Here is a 16,938-nt window from a genome sequence, read left to right on the forward strand (position 1 = left end):
GCCTTCCCGCCGGGTCAACCGGCGTAAGATTGCCTTCCAGAATGCTTGTTGCTTTGCCAGCACTTTGCGTGCAGTTGGCATGCAAATGGCCCGCATAGGCCACAACGCGAGGTCATCAGGGGAGATGCCCGATCCAGGACGGGCGGCAGCCATGCCGCGCCCGTCCTTGTGTGCGTCCATCATCGCAACCCGAATCACGAACAGGTCAGACACGCCGTCCCGCCGCACGGGACAGCTCATGGGAGAATTGGATTGAAGCGGATCGCTAAGTTGCTCATCGTCGCCGCCGGCCTGCTGCTTGCAGCCTGCTCGGCCAATGAGGAGGGCAAGGCCGAAGAAGTGGTCAGGGATTTCTACCAGGCGCACCAGTCCAACCGCCCCTCGGGCGCGCTCACGCTCAAGGAACTGATCACCTTCCGCCGCTTCCTGTCGGTGTCCCTGTTCGACCTGCTCAAGGATGTCTCGGTGGCCCAGGAAGCCCTGGTCACCCAGGCTGCGGCCGATCCGGATGAGGATCCGCCGGCACCGCTGGTGCAGGGTGACCCCTTTACCGGCCATCCCGGCAGCGACTCCACCTTCCGCGTGGTCCAGTGCGAAGCCCAGGAGCGCGAGGCCACTTGCACGGTGGAACTGATCTTCAGCGATGCCAAGCTGCAGGCGCCGGCCAAGTGGACCGACAAGGTCCTGCTGGCGCGCGATGCACGCGGCTGGGTGATCGACAACATCCAGTATCCGGGTGGTGCCGCGCCGCTGCGCAAGGGCAGCCTGCAGGACGCCATGCGCAAGGTATTGAAGCGCGATACGGCGCCGCTGCAATAAGGCCGCGCCAGCCCCAAGTCCTTCGAAAATATCGCTTTCCTCGCTGCGCGGCACTCCCGCGTGGCGGCATTGGCGGCATTGGCGGCGCAAGGCTCTATAATCGCGCGATTCCCTTAGAACCACGCCGCGATGTCCAATCACACCTTCCTCTGGCACGACTACGAAACCTTTGGCGCCGTGCCGCGCCGTGACCGTCCCGCGCAGTTCGCTGCCGTGCGCACCGACGCCGAGCTCAACGAGATCGGTGAGCCCATCATGATCTACTGCAAGCCGGCCCCGGACTACCTGCCCGACCCGGTCTCCTGCCTGATCACCGGCATCACGCCGCAGCACTGCCTGGAACACGGCCTGCCCGAACATGAATTCGCCGCCCGCATCGAAGCGGCCCTGGGCGAACCCGGCACCATCGGCGTGGGCTACAACACCATCCGTTTCGACGATGAAGTGACCCGCTTCATGTTCTGGCGCAACCTGATCGATCCGTACGCGCGCGAATGGGCCAACGGCTGTGGCCGCTGGGACCTGCTGGACGTGGTACGCCTGACCTATGCGCTGCGCCCGCAGGGCATGCAGTGGCCCACCAAGGAAGATGGCAGCGTCAGCTTCAAGCTGGAACACCTCTCCAAGGCCAACGGCCTGGTCCACGAAGCCGCCCACGATGCGCTCTCCGACGTGCGCGCCACCATCGCGCTGGCACGCCTGATCCGCCAGAACAATCCGCGCCTGTTCGACTTCGCGCTGGCCCTGCACAAGAAGGATAAAGCCGCCGCCGAGATCGGCCTGCCGGTGGCCAAGCCTTTCCTGCATGTGTCGGGCATGTTCCCGGTGGCCAATGGCTGCCTGGCGCTGATGTGGCCGCTGGGCATGCATCCGACCAACAAGAATGAAGTGATCGCCTGGGATCTCGGCTACGACCCGAGCGAACTGGCGGGCCTGGATGCGGCCACCGTGCGCGAACGCATGTTCACCCGCAAGGATGAGCTGCCCGAGGGCATGACGCGCCTGCCGGTCAAGAGCATCCACCTCAACAAGTCGCCGATGGTGGTGGGCAGCCTCAAGACGCTCTCCGCCGAGCGCGCCGCCGAACTGGGGGTCGATGTGGAAAAGGCCCTGCGTCACGCCGAACAGGCAGCTGCCCTGCCCGACCTGTCGCCGCTGTGGCGCGAGGTGTACCAGCGCACGAGCGAGGGTGCGCCGGACGTGGACGAGGATCTGTATGGCGGCTTCATCGGCAACGGCGACCGCCGCCAGCTCACGCAACTGCGCGCCCTGTCGGCGCAGGAACTGGCCCAGGCCAGCGTGGCCTTCGACGACGCCCGCCTCAACGAGATCCTGTACCGCTACCGCGCCCGCAACTTCCCCGACAGCCTCAGCGCCGAAGAAGCCCAGCACTGGGAAGAGCACCGCGCCGCGCGGCTGTTCGAGGGCGACGGTGGCGCCCGCACGATCGCACAGCTGTTCGAGCAGATCGACCAGTTGCAGGAAGAGGCCGACGACGAACGCACCCAGGACATCCTGGGTGCGTTATACGACTATGCGGAGATGATCGCCCCCGCCAATCAGTGAGGCCGGAGCGCCGGCTGCCTCATTCGGCAGCCGGCTTGCCCTGCGCCTTGAGCTTGCCGATGAATGCGCGCATGGCTGGCTGGATCTCCTCGAAGAGTGGATGCTTGCGGTTCTTGAGCATCACCTCCGTAAAGAGCTTTAAGCCCAGCGCCAGTTGCGCGCTGGTATCGCTGTCGAACTGGCCGTTGCCGCGCACGCGCTCGATGATGCTGAAGAGATCGTCATGGTTGCCCGCCTCGAAGCTCAATGGCGCATGCTGCGTCTGCCCTTCCGAGGTGGTGGCCAGGTGTTCCAGGGTGATGCGATAGCGATGTTCCCTCATGCTGTTTCCTTCCTGATCGGGCCGGCGCTCAGATGCGCTCCACGGCCACCGCTGCGCGGTCGATGATGTCGATGATGGCGTGCAGTTCTTCCTTGGACAGCCGCCCCTTGGCCAGCCGCGTATGCAGCGCCATGCGGAAGTTCTGTACCGCACGTTGCAGTTCGGGCGAATCGGCGTCGGGACGCTCCTGGCGGCGTAGTTCGAACTTGCGCAGCACCTGCTGCAAGAGTTCGGCGTTCTCTTCCAGGTGCGCCTGTCCTTCGGGACTGATGCTGTAGAGCTTCTTGCCGCCGTCCTCGCCTTGCACCGAGGCAAACCCCATTTCTTCCAGCAGGGTCAGGGTCGGGTAGATCACGCCCGGGCTGGGGCTGTAGCCGCCGCCAACCAGGTGCTCGATGGCCTTGATCATGTCGTAGCCGTGGCGCGGCTTTTCCTGCAACAGGTGCAGCATGACGATGCGCAATGCGCCCTGCTCGAACATGCGCGCACCGCGCCCGCCGCCACCGCCACCTTCGCGGCCACGCGGGCCATGGTGGCCGCGCGGGCCTTCTTCTTCGAACATGCCGCCGCCATGATGCGGACGGTCAAAACGGTGATGCTTGGGGCCGTGGCCGGCACGGGCCATGAAATGCTTGAACATGGTGTTTCCTTTTTGTCGGATGCTTCAATGCAGCGATTATCGAACGCTGCGTGTCGATCGATAGAGCTAAGATATATCTTTAAAAGAGCTATTTCAAGATATATCTTAATAATATTTTTAGTTACTTAAAAGAAATCATCGGAAGGAAAAGCCTGCACCGTCAGGACGGCGACATTGCTGCCGGGCCGGAAGTGTTACCTTCACGGAAGCAGCGCACACCACAACAACATCAGGAGACCCGCATGACCCAGCCCTCAGGCGCGCCGATCGGCCGCTTCCCCATTCCCGAACTGAACGACCTGCCCGCCGATGTCCGCGAGCGCATCCTGGCGGTGCAGGAAAAGTCCGGTTTCATTCCCAACGTATTCCTGGTGCTGGCACATCGCCCGGAGGAATTCCGCGCCTTCTTCGCCTATCACGATGCGCTCATGGACAAGCCCGGCAAGCTGAGCAAGGCCGAGCGCGAGATGATCGTGGTGGCCACCAGCAACGCCAACCAGTGCCAGTACTGCGTGGTGGCGCATGGTGCGATCCTGCGCATCCGCGCCAAGGATCCGCTGCTGGCCGACCAGGTTGCCATCAACTACCGCAAGGCCGATATCAGCGAGCGGCAACTGGCCATGCTGGACTTCGCCATGAAGGTCTCGGCCAGCGCCTGGGCCGTCAACGATGCCGATTTTGCCCTGCTCAGGCAGCACGGCTTCGGCGATGAGGAAGCCTGGGATATCGCCGCCATCGCGGCCTTCTTCGGCATGTCGAACCGGCTGGCCAATGTCACCAGCATGCGGCCCAACGACGAGTTCTACCTGATGGGGCGCGTGCCCCTGCAATAAGGCATCAGACCGCCGTCAGCGCTGGCCGGCGTGCCAGCGCGCCACCCGGCGCAGGCATTCGGGCAGGTCCGCCGGCACCAGCTCGCAGGCGCCGGCCAGCATGAGGTTGCGCGGCAGGCCGAAGTCCTCGATATGCATGCCCTCGCGGCAGTAACCGGCCTCGCCCTGCGGGATCTGGTGCAGCAGGTCTTGCGTGGGAGTGTGGTAGCACCAGACCTTCTTGCCGCGCCCGACCGCGTAGCCGATCTCGAAGACGGTGCCCGAGTCCGGTTCATGTCCGCGAAAATCGCGCACATTGGCCACCACGTAATCGGCCGACTCGATCAGGGCGATATTGAGCTCGTAGATGCGTCGCGCCACTTCCCCACGGCTCTCGCCGCTGACCTCATCGTCCCCCGGGCACAGCGCCACCAGGCCCAGTTCGGCGCACCATTGCCGGATGTGCGCCTTGTGCTGCGCATAGTCGCGCATGAAGACATCGGGGCCGGCCATGTAGATGCGGGGCTGGGTCATGATCTGGAATCCTGGTCGATTGATCGGGTCGCCCAGCATACGCCACAAATCGCTCAGGACACAGGGGCCCGCTCTTGCCCCCAGTGTTGCCCCAGGTCGAAGTCGGCGCCGAAATCATCGACCTGCACAGACAGGTCGCCCTCGTGCGCGAAGGCATCGAGCGCCTCCCTCTCCTGCACCGAGACCAGCCCGCGCTCCAGCGCCAGTGCGCTCCAGGCGGGCAGCTCGCGCAGGCTCTGCGGCATCGGCGGCAGCTTGCCCTCCTTGATATCGGCCTTGAGGCGATGTTCCAGTTGCTGCACGATGGGCGTCAACGCAAAGGCGCGTTCGCCGCAGGCCAGCGGATCACCGCTGCGCGGCAGGTAGGCGTCCGCCACCAGGCGGTCGCGACTCTCGCCGGGGGTCTGCATGGCGCGGGCGACCTCGGTGCCGAGCAGATCCGAGGGCTTGCGGTAGGCTCGTCCCAGCGGGAAGACCAGCACCCGCAACAAGGCTGCCACCCAGGGATTGGGGAAGTTCTGCAAGACCTCGATGATGGCTTCCTGGGCCCGGTTCAGCGCATCCTGCACCGACCAGTGCACATAGGGCAGGTCGGCCTCTTGCCGGCCATCATCCTCGTAGCGCTTCAGCACCGCCGACACCAGGTACAGCTGCGAGAGCACATCGCCCAGCCGTCCCGAGATGCGTTCGCGGAACTTGAGCGTGCCGCCCAGCACGCCCATGCTGGCGTCAGTGAGCAGCGCAAAGGCCGACGACAGGTGCACCACGCTGCGGTAGTAGCGGCGCGTCTGGCGCGCCGCCTGGCCGCTGGAGGGCAGCAGCCAGCCGCCGCTGATGCCACCGGTGAAGCTGCGCGCGGCATTGGCGGCAACGAAGGACAGGTGGGCAAACAGCAGGCGGTCGAACTCCTGCACGGCGCGCTCGCGGTCCTCGTCGGCAGCCGTGGCCAGCTCCTGCAGCACATAGGGATGGCAACGGATCGCCCCCTGGCCGAAGATGATCAGGCAGCGCGTCAGGATATTGGCGCCTTCGACCGTGATGGCGATCGGCACCTGCTGGTAGATGCGCGCCAGGAAATTGCCCGGCCCCATGCAAATGCCCTTGCCGCCGATCACATCCATGCCGTCGTTGACCACCATGCGCCCGCGCTCGGTGACGTGGTACTTGGAGATGGCCGAGATTACCGAGGGCTTCTCGCCCGCATCCACCGCCAGTGCCGACAGGCGCCGCGTGGCATCCATCATGTAGAGGTTGCCGCCCATGCGCGCCAGCGCCTCCTGCACGCCTTCGAACTTGCCGATCTCGATCCTGAACTGGCGCCGCATGGCCGCATAGGCGCTGGTGCCGCGCACGGCCAGCTTGGAAAAACCGACGCTGGACGAGGGCAGCGAAATGGCCCGGCCCGCCGCCAGGCATTCCATGAGCATGCGCCAGCCGCGCCCGACCTGGGCCACCCCGCCGATGACCCACTCTGCCGGGATGAAGACGTCCTGCCCTTCGGTAGGGCCATTCTGGAACACCGCATTCAACGGCCAGTGACGCCGGCCCGTGATCACCCCCGGATGATCGGTCGGGATCAGCGCGCAGGTGATACCGGGCTCGGGATCGCCCCCCAGCAGGCCATCCGGATCGCGCACCCGGAAGGCCAGGCCCAGCACGGTGGCAATCGGTGCCAGCGTGATGTAGCGCTTGCTCCAGGTGACCCGGAAGCCCAGCGTCTCGCGCCCCTCATGCACGCCCTTGCAGACGATACCGATGTCAGGAATGGATGCCGCATCCGAGCCCGCATAGGGGCTGGTCAGGGCGAAGCAGGGAATCTCCTGCCCCTGCGCCAGGCGCGGCAGGTAGTGGTTCTTCTGCGCCTCGGTGCCGTAGTGCAGCAGCAACTCGGCCGGGCCCAGCGAATTGGGCACCATCACCGCAATGGCGGCGGCCGAACTGCGCGAACCCAGCTTCATGATCACCTGCGAATGGGCATAGGCGGAGAACTGCTTGCCGCCATACTGGCGCGGGATGATCATGCCCAGGAAACCCTTGTCCTTGATGAATTGCCAGACCGCGGGCGGCAGGTCCAGCGTCTTCACGCTGGTCTCCCAGTCGCTGACCATGGCGCACAAGGCCTCCACCTCGTTGTCCAGGAAGGCTTGCTCCTCGGGGGTGAGGCGTGGCGGCGGCAGTTCGAACAGGCGCGGCCAGTGCGGCCTGCCCGAGAACAGCTCGGCATCCCACCAGACCGTGCCGGCCTCGATGGCATCGCGCTCGGTGGCCGACATGCGCGGCATGATCTTGCGGAACAGGTCCAGCGCCGGGCGCGTCATCAACTGCTGGCGCACGGACTTCAAGGCCACCAGCAGGGTAGGCGTCCCCATCAGGATGGCCAGCAGCACCTGCACTGGCAACTCCACCCCCGCCAGGCGACCACCCAGCCAGATCCAGCCCAGTTCAGCCACCAGCCAGACCCAGGCACTGGTACGCGCCATCATCAGCGCCAGCTTGACCACCACGAGAAGAATGAGCCAGATGAGCATGTGTCGCCTCCTGTTGTCATTGTTGAGGGGCAGTGTGGCACCGAAAGTCCGCCGCGCCAAGCTTACCGTGCCGCGCCGCCGGGCGACATAGGACGGCGCCACCAGCGCCCCGTCAGACAATGTCGGACAAGCCGGCCGGGCCCGCCTTCCATTACAATCGCGGCAGTATCAAATGCAGCCAGCGAGGAACAGATCATGAAATGGGAAGGCAACCGCGAAAGCGATAACGTGGAAGACCGCCGTGGCGAGGATGGCGGCGGTGGCGGCGGTGGTGGCTTCGGCTTCGGTGGGCGCTCCATCGGCCTGGGCACGGTGGCCGTGGCGCTGGTGGCCTCCTACTTTCTGGGCATCAACCCGCTGACCATGCTCAACCTGCTCTCCGGCGGCGGTGGCGCACCGGCGCCGGTGCAGCAGCACGCCCCCGCCCACAAGCCGCCGCCGGACGACCAGATGGCCCGCTTCGTCTCCACCGTGCTGGCCGATACCGAAGACACCTGGGGCCAGATCTTCGCCGCCAACGGCAAGCAATACGTGCGGCCCAAGCTGGTGCTCTTCTCGGGCAGCACGCCGACCGCCTGCGGCACCGGCCAGACCGCGACCGGCCCCTTCTACTGCCCGGGCGACCAGAAGGTCTATATCGACCTGTCCTTCTATGACCTGATGAAGCAGCGCTTCAAGGTCTCCGGCAACTTCGCCCAGGCCTATGTGATCGCCCATGAAGTCGGCCATCATGTGCAACACCTGATGGGCATTTCCGACAAGGTCGATGCGGCCCGCCGCAATGCCAGCGAGAAACAGGCCAATGCCCTCTCGGTGCGGCTGGAACTGCAGGCCGACTGCTTCGCCGGTGTCTGGGCCTTCCACGCCAACCAGGCCCGCCACATCCTCGAAGAAGGTGATGTCGAAGGCGCCCTGAACGCCGCCTCGGCCATCGGCGACGACGCCCTGCAGCGCCAGGCGCGCGGCGTGGTGGTGCCGGACTCCTTCACCCACGGCAGCTCGGCCCAGCGCGTGAGCTGGTTCAAGCGCGGCATCACCGAGGGCAAGGTAAGCGCCTGCAATACCTTCGCCGCCAAGGAACTGTGATCTCCACCTGCGTTTTTCTGACCATCCATTCGACCACCCGGAACACCTGACATGAGCCATCCCGCCGCCAGCCAGCTGGCCCCCATGCAAGCCGCCCTGCACGACCTGCGCGAGGGCCAGGGCAGCATCGCCACCCTGTGCGCCACCTGGCGCGCCCGCCAAGACGTGATGCAAGCCCTGCCGCCACGTTACCAGCAGGTTGCCGAAGACCTGCTGGGCCGGCTGGAGGCCGGCAGCCTGTTCACCGAGGAAAGCTGTTCCTTCAGCCAGAAGGACCTCACCGACAGCCTCGCCACCTGGCTGGAGAAGGCCGCGCAAACCCTCTCGGCCGCCTGAGCCACACGTCCCCACCCTGGCCGGAAGAACTAGTTCTTCCGGCAGCCCGCCTCCTCCTTCTTCCCTCCCCCGACTGACCGTCGGACGAATGTTGCCCCGCCCGCCCCGCCGATAAGCTCGATAGCGTCCATCAACGCTGGGGGGAGTCTTCATGTCTGACCGCAACGCGCCACGCCAGGCCTATGCCGTGCTGGCGTCCAGCACACTGGCTTTCACCGTGTGCTTCACGATCTGGATGATGTTCGGCGTCATCGGCATCCCGATCAAGAATGCCCTGCATCTCAACGAAACCGAATTCGGCCTGCTCACCGCCATGCCGGTGCTGACCGGCTCCCTGATCCGCGTCCCGCTGGGGATCTGGACCGACCGCTACGGCGGACGCATCGTGTTCTTCCTGCTCATGCTCAGTACCGTGCTGCCGATCTACCTGATCGCCTATGCCAGCGCGTTCTGGCACTTCCTGGTACTGGGCCTGTTCGTGGGCCTGGCCGGCGGCTCCTTCTCGGTGGGCACGCCCTATGTGGCGCGCTGGTTCAAGAAGCAACGCCAGGGTCTGGCCATGGGCGTCTTCGGCGCCGGCAACTCGGGCGCAGCGGTCAACAAGTTCATCGCCCCGGCCCTGATCGCCGCCTCCGGCTGGATGCTGGTGCCGCAGGTCTATGCCGCCATGATGCTGGTGGCGGCACTGGTGTTCTGGCTCTTCTCGTCCACCGATCCCAGCCACCAGGTCAAGTCCGACAGCGGCTTCATGGACCAGCTCCGCATGCTCAGGGATCCCAAGGTCTGGCGCTACTGCCAGTACTACTCGGTGGTCTTCGGCGGCTACGTGGGATTGAGCCTGTGGATCGTCAAGTACTACGTCACCGAATACGGTTTCGATATCCGCCATGCCGCCCTGCTGGCGGCCTGCTTCTCGCTGCCCGGCGGCGTGCTGCGCGCCATGGGTGGCTGGCTGGCCGACCGCCACGGTGCCTACAAGGTGACCTGGTGGGTGATGTGGATCTGCTGGGTCGCCTTCTTCCTGCTGTCCTATCCACAGACCGATTTCACCATCCAGACCGTGGGCGGCCCGCAGAACTTCCATCTGGGCCTGAACCCGGTGCTCTTCACGGTGCTGCTCTTCGTGGTGGGCGTGGCCATGGCCGTGGGCAAGGCCTCGGTATTCAAGTTCATCTCGGATGACTACGGCGCCAACATCGGTGCGGTCTCCGGCATCGTCGGCCTGGCCGGCGGGCTGGGCGGCTTCATCCTGCCCATCCTCTTCGGCATCGTGCTCGACCTCACCGGCGTGCGCAGCTCCTGCTTCATGCTGCTCTACGGCACGGTCTCGTTCTCGCTGGTGTGGATGCACTTCCAGTTCCGCCGCGAAGGCATGCACGCCGCCCAGGCCGCCCTGGCGGCCAAGTGAACCCCGCTTTTCCTGTAAGGAGTCAATGATGAGTCACGTCTTAAATCGCTGGGAACCCGAGAACCCCGAGTTCTGGCACAAGGAGGGCGAGAAGATCGCCAGCCGCAACCTGTGGATTTCCATCCCCTGCCTGATGCTGGCCTTCGCCGTCTGGATGCTGTGGAGCGTGGTGGCGGCCAACCTGGACAAGGCCGGCTTTCACTTCAGCAAGGACCAGCTGTTCTTCCTGACGGCCCTGCCGGCCCTCTCCGGCGCCACCCTGCGCATCTTCTATTCCTTCCTGGTACCGGTCTTCGGCGGTCGCAAGTGGACCGCCATTTCCACCGCCAGCCTGCTGATCCCCGCCATCGGCATGGGCCTGGCCCTGCAGGATCCCGGCACCTCGTATTCCACCCTGCTGGGACTGGCGCTGCTGTGCGGCCTGGGCGGCGGCAACTTCAGCTCCAGCATGGCCAACATCAGCTTCTTCTTCCCCAAGGCGCGCAAGGGCTATGCCACCGGCATGAACGCCGGCATCGGCAACCTGGGGGTGTCGGTGGTGCAGTTCGTCACGCCGCTGGCGATTTCCTCGGCGGTGTTCGCCGCCTCCATTTCCGGGCAGGGCATCGTCTTCCACGACCCCAAGAGCGGCGCCGACGCGATGTACTGGCTCGCCAATGCCGGCTTCATCTGGGTGCCCTTCATCGCCGCCGCCAGCCTCATGGCCTGGTTCGGCATGAACGACATCGCCTCGGCCCAGGCCTCGCTGGCCGACCAGGCGGTGATCTTCAAGCGCAAGCACAACTGGCTGATGTGCTGGCTCTATGTGGGGACCTTCGGCTCCTTCATCGGTTTCTCGGCGGCCTTCGCCATGCTGATCAAGTCGCAGTTCCCCGAGATCGAGGTGGCGAAGTTCGCCTTCCTGGGCCCGCTGGCCGGCGCCCTGGCGCGCCCCGTGGGCGGCATGATCTCGGACCGCATCGGCGGCGCGCGGGTCACCTTCTGGGTCTTCCTGGCCATGGGCCTGACCATCCTGCTGGGCATCCTGCCGGGCCTGCACGGTCACCAGTTCACGCTGTTCCTGGTGTCCTTCATCGTCATGTTCATCCTCACCGGACTGGGCAATGGCTCCACCTTCTGCATGATCCCCATCATCTTCCAGACCGAGCGCGAACGCGCCGTCCAGGGCCAGGGCGAGGCCGCGCTGCTGCAGGCGCGCCTGGATGCGGGCAAGGAGTCCGCTGCCGTGCTGGGTTTCTCGGGGGCCATCGGCGCCTATGGCGGCTTCTTCATCCCGCAGAGCTTCGGCACCTCCATCAAGATGACCGGCGCGCCGGACATGGCCATGTACGTCTTCATCGCCTTCTATGCCAGCTGCATGCTCATCACCTGGTGGTACTACGCCCGCAAGGGTGCGCAGATGCCCTGCTGAGCAAGACCTCGGGTCTAGTTCTTTCGAACTAGGCGGCCTCCTCCGCCTGGATGGCCGCCCTGCCCAAGCCGGCCAATAGGCGCGCGCAGGGCGATTGCCTACACTTTTCAACAGTCAACGCAGGTGGGACGCTCACCCACGCAACCAAGGATTCACGATGAGTCATTTTCTGGACCGATTGAAGTTCATGTCGCGGGTGAAGTCCACCTTCGCCAACGGCCACGGCGCCGTGGTCGATGAAGACCGCCAATGGGAAAACGCCTACCGCAGCCGCTGGCAGCACGACAAGGTGGTGCGCTCCACCCACGGTGTCAATTGCACCGGGTCCTGCTCCTGGAAGGTCTATGTCAAGAACGGCCTGATCACCTGGGAAACCCAGCAGACCGACTACCCGCGCACCCGCCCCGACCTGCCCAACCACGAGCCGCGCGGCTGCCCGCGCGGAGCGTCCTACAGCTGGTACGTGTATTCGGCACAGCGGGTGAAGTATCCGATGATCCGTGGCCGCCTGATGGAACTGTGGCAGCAGGCCCGCAAGACCCTGGGGCCCATCGAGGCCTGGGCCGCCATCAGCGGCGACCCGGCCAAGGCGAACAGCTACAAGTCGGCCCGTGGCCTGGGCGGCTTCGTACGCGCCGACTGGGATACCGCCAACGAGATCATCGCCGCCGCCAATGCCTACACCATCAAGCAATACGGCCCGGACCGCGTGGTCGGCTTCTCGCCCATCCCGGCCATGTCGATGGTGTCCTATGCGGCCGGGGCGCGCTATCTCAGCCTCATCGGCGGCGTGCCGCTGTCCTTCTACGACTGGTACTGCGACCTGCCGCCCGCCAGCCCGCAGATCTGGGGCGAACAGACCGACGTGCCGGAGTCGGCCGACTGGTACAACGCCAACTACCTGATGGTATGGGGCTCCAACGTGCCGCAGACGCGCACGCCGGACGCCCACTTCTACACCGAGGTGCGCTACAAGGGGACCAAGACGGTCGCGGTGTCCTCCGACTACGGCGAGATGGTCAAGTTCGGCGATATCTGGCTGGCCCCCAAGCAGGGCACCGATGCCGCGCTGGCCATGGCCATGGGCCATGTGGTGCTCAAGGAGTTCCACGCCACCAAGGTGTCGGCCTCGCCCTACTTCCGCCAGTACGTCAAGCAATACACCGACATGCCCATGCTGGTGCGCCTGGTCGAACACGATGGCCGCCTGCTGCCCGATCACCTGCTGCGCGCCTCGCAATTGCCCGGCCAGCTGGACGAGGCCAACAACGCCGACTGGAAGACCCTGGCCATCGATGAGACCAGCGGCGAGATCGTCGCGCCCAATGGCTCCATCGGCTACCGCTGGGGCGAAGGCCAGGTCAACGGCGGCGAAAAAGTCGGCCGCTGGAACCTGGAAGCCCGCGACGGCCATTCCGGCCGCAGCATCGATCCCCTGCTCTCGCTGCTGGGCCGCCACGATGAGGTGGCCACCGTCAGCTTCAACTACTTCGGCGGCGACGATGCCCAGCCGCTGCTGCAACGTCAGGTGCCGGTGCGCCGCGTGCGCCTGGCCAATGGCAGCACGGTGCTGGTGGCCACCGTCTACGACCTGATGCTGGCCAACTATGGCGTCGACCAGGGTCTGGGCGGCGATGTCGCCCAGACCTACGACGACGACGTCCCCTACACCCCGGCCTGGCAGGAGAAGCACACTGGCGTCAAGCGTGAACTGGTGATCCAGGTCGCGCGCGAGTTCGCCCAGAACGCCCATGACACCGAAGGCCGCAGCATGATCATCGTCGGTGCGGCGCTGAATCACTGGTACCACAACGACATGATCTATCGCGGCATCATCAACCTGCTGATGATGTGCGGCTGCATCGGCAAGTCCGGTGGCGGCTGGGCTCACTACGTCGGCCAGGAAAAGCTGCGCCCGCAATTCGGCTGGGCGCCGCTGGCCTTCGCCAGCGACTGGGTCCGCCCGCCACGGCAGATGAACGGCACCAGCTTCTTCTACGCCCACACCAGCCAGTGGCGCCACGAAAAGCTGGGACTGGACGAGATCCTTGCGCCCACGGCCGACCGCCAGCGCATCGGCCCCATGAGCATGATCGACATGAACGCCAAGGCCGAGCGCATGGGCTGGCTGCCCTCGGCACCGCAGCTGGAGACCAATCCGCTGGACGTCTGCGATGCCGCCCATGCCATGGGCCAGACACCGCAGGACTACCTCAAGGAAGCGCTCAAGTCGGGCGACATCCACATGAGCTGCGAGGACCCGGACAATCCGAAGAACTTCCCGCGCAACATGTTCGTGTGGCGCTCCAACATCCTGGGCAGCTCGGGCAAGGGCCATGAATATTTCCTGAAATACCTGCTGGGCACGCAGAACGCCCTCTTCGATGATGCCAGCGAGGCCGTGCGCCCCACCGAGGTCAAGTACCGCGAAGAGGCCGCCGAAGGCAAGCTGGATCTGCTGGTGACGCTGGACTTCCGCATGAGCACCACCTGCCTGTACGCCGACATCGTGCTGCCCACCGCGACCTGGTACGAGAAGGATGACCTCAACACCTCCGACATGCATCCCTTCATCCACCCGCTCTCGGAAGCCGTGCAGCCGCTGTGGGAAAGCAAGACCGACTGGGAAATCTACAAGGGCATCGCCCGCGCCTTCACCGACATCGGTGGCGACTACCTGGGCAAGCGCAACGACATCGTGCTGCAACCGCTGATGCACGACACCCCCGGCGAACTGGGCCAGGCCTTCGAACCCAAGGACTGGAAGAAGGGCGAATGCGATCTCATCCCCGGCAAGACCGCGCCCAGCTTCGTGGTGGTGGAACGCGACTACCGCGACATCTATAAGAAGTTCACCTCGGTAGGCCCGCTGCTGGACAAGCTGGGCAATGGCGGCAAGGGCATCAACTGGAATACCGAGCATGAAGTGGGCGAGCTGGGCGGCCTCAACAAGCGCGTCACCGAAGCCGGCGTGAGCCAGGGCCGGCCGCGCCTGGACACCGCCATCGACGCCTGCGAGATGATCCTGACCTTCGCGCCCGAGACCAATGGCCATGTCTCGGTCAAGGCCTGGGAAGCGTTGGGCAAGATCACTGGCCGCGACCACACCCACCTGGCGCGTGGCCGAGAGCATGACAAGATCCGCTTCCGCGACGTGCAGGCGCAGCCGCGCAAGATCATCTCGGCCCCGACCTGGTCGGGGCTGGAATCGGAAGAAGTCAGCTACAACGCAGGCTATACCAACGTCCACGAATACATCCCCTGGCGCACCCTGACCGGACGCCAGCAGTTCTACCAGGATCACCGCTGGATGCTCGATTTCGGCGAGGGCCTGTGCGTCTACAAACCCGCCATCGATACCAAGACGGTAGCGCCGATGCTGGGCAGGAATCCCAATGGCGAAAAGGAGATCGTCCTCAACTTCCTCACGCCACACCAGAAGTGGGGCATCCACTCGACCTACTCGGACAACCTGCGCATGCTCACCCTGAGTCGTGGCGGGCCACATGTGTGGGTCTCGGAAGGCGATGCGAAGAAGGCCGGGCTGGTCGACAACGACTGGGTCGAAGTCTTCAACAGCAATGGCACCCTGACGGCGCGAGTGGTGGTGAGCCAGCGCATTCCCGATGGCATGTGCCTGATGTATCACGCCCAGGAAAAGATCGTCAACACGCCCGGCTCGGAACTGAGCGGCAAGCGCGGCGGCATCCACAACTCGGTCACGCGGGCGGTCCTGAAACCGACCCACATGATCGGTGGCTATGCCCAGCTGGCCTACGGCTTCAACTACCACGGCACCATCGGCAGCAACCGCGATGAATTCATCGTCCTGCGCAAGATGAACAAGATCGACTGGCTGGAAGGCCAGCAGCAAGAAAGGACTGCATCATGAGAATTCGCGCACAAGTGGGCATGGTGCTCAACCTGGACAAGTGCATCGGTTGCCACACCTGCTCGGTGACCTGCAAGAACGTCTGGACCAGTCGCGATGGCGTGGAATACGCCTGGTTCAACAACGTCGAGACCAAGCCCGGCATCGGCTATCCGAAGCAATGGGAAAACCAGAAGAAGTGGAACGGCGGCTGGCGCCGCACCGAAGACGGCCGCCTGGAACCGCGCCAGGGCGGCAAGAAGCGCATCCTCGCCAATCTCTTCGCCAATCCCAACCTGCCGGCCATCGACGACTACTACGAACCCTTTACCTACGACTACGAACACCTGCAGAAGGCGCCCGAGCTCAAGACCCCGCCCACGGCCCGCCCGGTGTCGGTGCTGACCGGCAAGAAGATGGACAAGATCCACTGGGGCCCGAACTGGGAAGACGACCTCGGCGGTGAATTCAGCGCACGCAGCCAGGATGCGCTCTTCGAAGGCGTGCAGAAGGAAATGCACAGCACCTTCGAATCCACCTTCATGATGTACCTGCCGCGCCTGTGCGAGCACTGCCTCAATCCCACCTGCGTGGCCTCCTGCCCATCGGGCTCGATCTACAAGCGCGAGGATGATGGCATCGTGCTGGTGGACCAGGACAAGTGCCGGGGCTGGCGCATGTGCATCTCCGGTTGTCCGTACAAGAAGATCTACTACAACTGGAGCTCCGGCAAGGCCGAGAAATGCACGCTTTGCTATCCGCGCCTGGAAGCCGGCCAGCCCACCGTCTGCTCGGAAACCTGCGTGGGCCGCATCCGCTACCTGGGCGTGCTGCTCTATGACGCCGACCGCATCGAAGCCGCGGCCTCGGTGGAGAACGAGCAGGATCTGTACGAGGCGCAGCTGTCCTGCTTCCTCGACCCGCACGATCCGGCCATCATCGCCGAAGCGCGCAAGCAGGGCATCGCCGAGAGCTGGCTGGAAGCGGCCCGCAAGTCGCCGGTGTACAAGATGGCGATGGAATGGAAGATCGCCTTCCCGCTGCACCCCGAATACCGCACCCTGCCCATGGTCTGGTACGTGCCGCCACTGTCGCCCATCCAGAAGGCCGCCGAGTCCGGCCACATGGGCATGAACGGCATGATCCCGGACGTGAAGTCGCTGCGCATCCCGGTGCGCTACCTGGCCAACCTGCTCACCGCCGGCAAGGAAGCGCCGGTGCTGAGCGCCCTGGAACGCCTGCTGGCCATGCGCGCCTACAAGCGCGCCCAGACCGTGCACGGCCAGCATGACGAAGCGGTGCTGCAACAGGTCGGCCTGCAGGCCGAGCAGGTGGAAGACATGTACCAGACCCTGGCCATTGCCAACTACGAGGACCGCTTCGTGGTGCCCTCCTCCCACAAGGAAATGGTGGAAGACAGCTTCAACGAAAAAGGCAGCTGCGGCTTCAGCTTCGGCAATGGCTGCTCGGGCGGCACCTCGGAGGGCAGCCTGTTCGGCAAGAAGCCGCAGGGCAGCGTGATCTTCGTGGACATGCCCAAGTCGCGCAAGAAGACGCCGGTGGACGAATAAGCAGGAGAGATCATCATGCCCTCGCCCCTCCCTT

At 64.8% G+C, this 16,938-nt stretch carries 13 protein-coding genes; 9 read left to right on the forward strand and 4 right to left on the reverse strand.

The genetic code is table 11. The features are described 5' to 3' along the window. The first annotated feature begins 252 nt into the window (after positions 1–252). Both ACIPHN_RS22170 and sbcB read left to right on the forward strand, forming a co-directional pair. Complete coding sequence (locus tag ACIPHN_RS22170; protein ID WP_400440243.1) at positions 253–819, forward strand: hypothetical protein; 567 nt, start codon at positions 253–255, stop codon at positions 817–819. Positions 820–948: 129 nt separating this feature from the next. Further along, the gene (gene sbcB, locus ACIPHN_RS22175; protein WP_400440246.1) at positions 949–2,385 is read left to right on the forward strand and encodes an exodeoxyribonuclease I; all 1,437 of its coding nucleotides are present in this window, start codon (positions 949–951) and stop codon (positions 2,383–2,385) included. A gap of 19 nt (positions 2,386–2,404) precedes the next feature. Here sbcB and ACIPHN_RS22180 read toward each other — a convergent pair whose 3' ends face one another. Together ACIPHN_RS22180 and ACIPHN_RS22185 are read right to left on the reverse strand one after the other, a co-directional pair. Further along, positions 2,405–2,707: a DUF3861 domain-containing protein gene (locus tag ACIPHN_RS22180; RefSeq protein WP_198983778.1), complete on the reverse strand. Its 303-nt coding sequence runs from the start codon at positions 2,705–2,707 to the stop codon at positions 2,405–2,407. Between the two features lie 28 nt (positions 2,708–2,735). Then, positions 2,736–3,347, reverse strand: coding sequence for a PadR family transcriptional regulator (locus ACIPHN_RS22185; RefSeq protein WP_400440249.1), 612 nt, complete (start codon positions 3,345–3,347; stop codon positions 2,736–2,738). A 242-nt stretch (positions 3,348–3,589) separates the two neighbouring features. On the opposite strand from ACIPHN_RS22185, the gene ACIPHN_RS22190 reads away from it, so the two are divergent. Then, positions 3,590–4,180: a peroxidase-related enzyme gene (locus ACIPHN_RS22190; RefSeq protein ID WP_400440251.1), complete on the forward strand. Its 591-nt coding sequence runs from the start codon at positions 3,590–3,592 to the stop codon at positions 4,178–4,180. 15 nt (positions 4,181–4,195) lie between these two features. On the opposite strand, the gene ACIPHN_RS22195 is transcribed toward ACIPHN_RS22190, so the two are convergent. Together ACIPHN_RS22195 and ACIPHN_RS22200 are read right to left on the reverse strand one after the other, a co-directional pair. Then, on the reverse strand, positions 4,196–4,696 hold the full coding sequence (locus tag ACIPHN_RS22195) for a nucleoside 2-deoxyribosyltransferase (protein WP_400440450.1): 501 nt from the start codon (positions 4,694–4,696) through the stop codon (positions 4,196–4,198). A 50-nt stretch (positions 4,697–4,746) separates the two neighbouring features. Continuing rightward, complete coding sequence (locus ACIPHN_RS22200) at positions 4,747–7,221, reverse strand: acyl-CoA dehydrogenase (RefSeq protein ID WP_400440254.1); 2,475 nt, start codon at positions 7,219–7,221, stop codon at positions 4,747–4,749. Between the two features lie 195 nt (positions 7,222–7,416). Between ACIPHN_RS22200 and ACIPHN_RS22205 the strand changes: the two genes are divergently transcribed. The 6 genes from ACIPHN_RS22205 (at position 7,417) to narH (ending at position 16,904) form a co-directional block, all read left to right on the forward strand. Then, positions 7,417–8,307 (forward strand): neutral zinc metallopeptidase, encoded by an 891-nt coding sequence (locus tag ACIPHN_RS22205; RefSeq protein WP_400440256.1) that lies wholly within the window; start codon positions 7,417–7,419, stop codon positions 8,305–8,307. Positions 8,308–8,358: 51 nt separating this feature from the next. Beyond that, a complete protein-coding gene (locus ACIPHN_RS22210) occupies positions 8,359–8,643 on the forward strand; it encodes a hypothetical protein (RefSeq protein ID WP_400440259.1) in 285 nt (94 codons plus the stop codon). A gap of 151 nt (positions 8,644–8,794) precedes the next feature. Beyond that, on the forward strand, positions 8,795–10,051 hold the full coding sequence (locus ACIPHN_RS22215) for a nitrate/nitrite transporter (protein WP_400440262.1): 1,257 nt from the start codon (positions 8,795–8,797) through the stop codon (positions 10,049–10,051). Between the two features lie 25 nt (positions 10,052–10,076). Next, on the forward strand, positions 10,077–11,462 hold the full coding sequence (locus ACIPHN_RS22220; RefSeq protein WP_400440265.1) for a NarK family nitrate/nitrite MFS transporter: 1,386 nt from the start codon (positions 10,077–10,079) through the stop codon (positions 11,460–11,462). Positions 11,463–11,619: 157 nt separating this feature from the next. Continuing rightward, positions 11,620–15,354 (forward strand): nitrate reductase subunit alpha, encoded by a 3,735-nt coding sequence (locus tag ACIPHN_RS22225; RefSeq protein ID WP_400440267.1) that lies wholly within the window; start codon positions 11,620–11,622, stop codon positions 15,352–15,354. Further along, a complete protein-coding gene (narH, locus tag ACIPHN_RS22230; RefSeq protein ID WP_400440269.1) occupies positions 15,351–16,904 on the forward strand; it encodes a nitrate reductase subunit beta in 1,554 nt (517 codons plus the stop codon). The genes ACIPHN_RS22225 and narH overlap by 4 nt, the downstream gene beginning before the upstream one ends. Positions 16,905–16,938 lie beyond the last annotated feature (34 nt).

The organism is Herbaspirillum sp. NPDC087042 (genome assembly GCF_044745245.1).
In the GTDB taxonomy this organism is placed as follows: domain Bacteria; phylum Pseudomonadota; class Gammaproteobacteria; order Burkholderiales; family Burkholderiaceae_D; genus Herbaspirillum.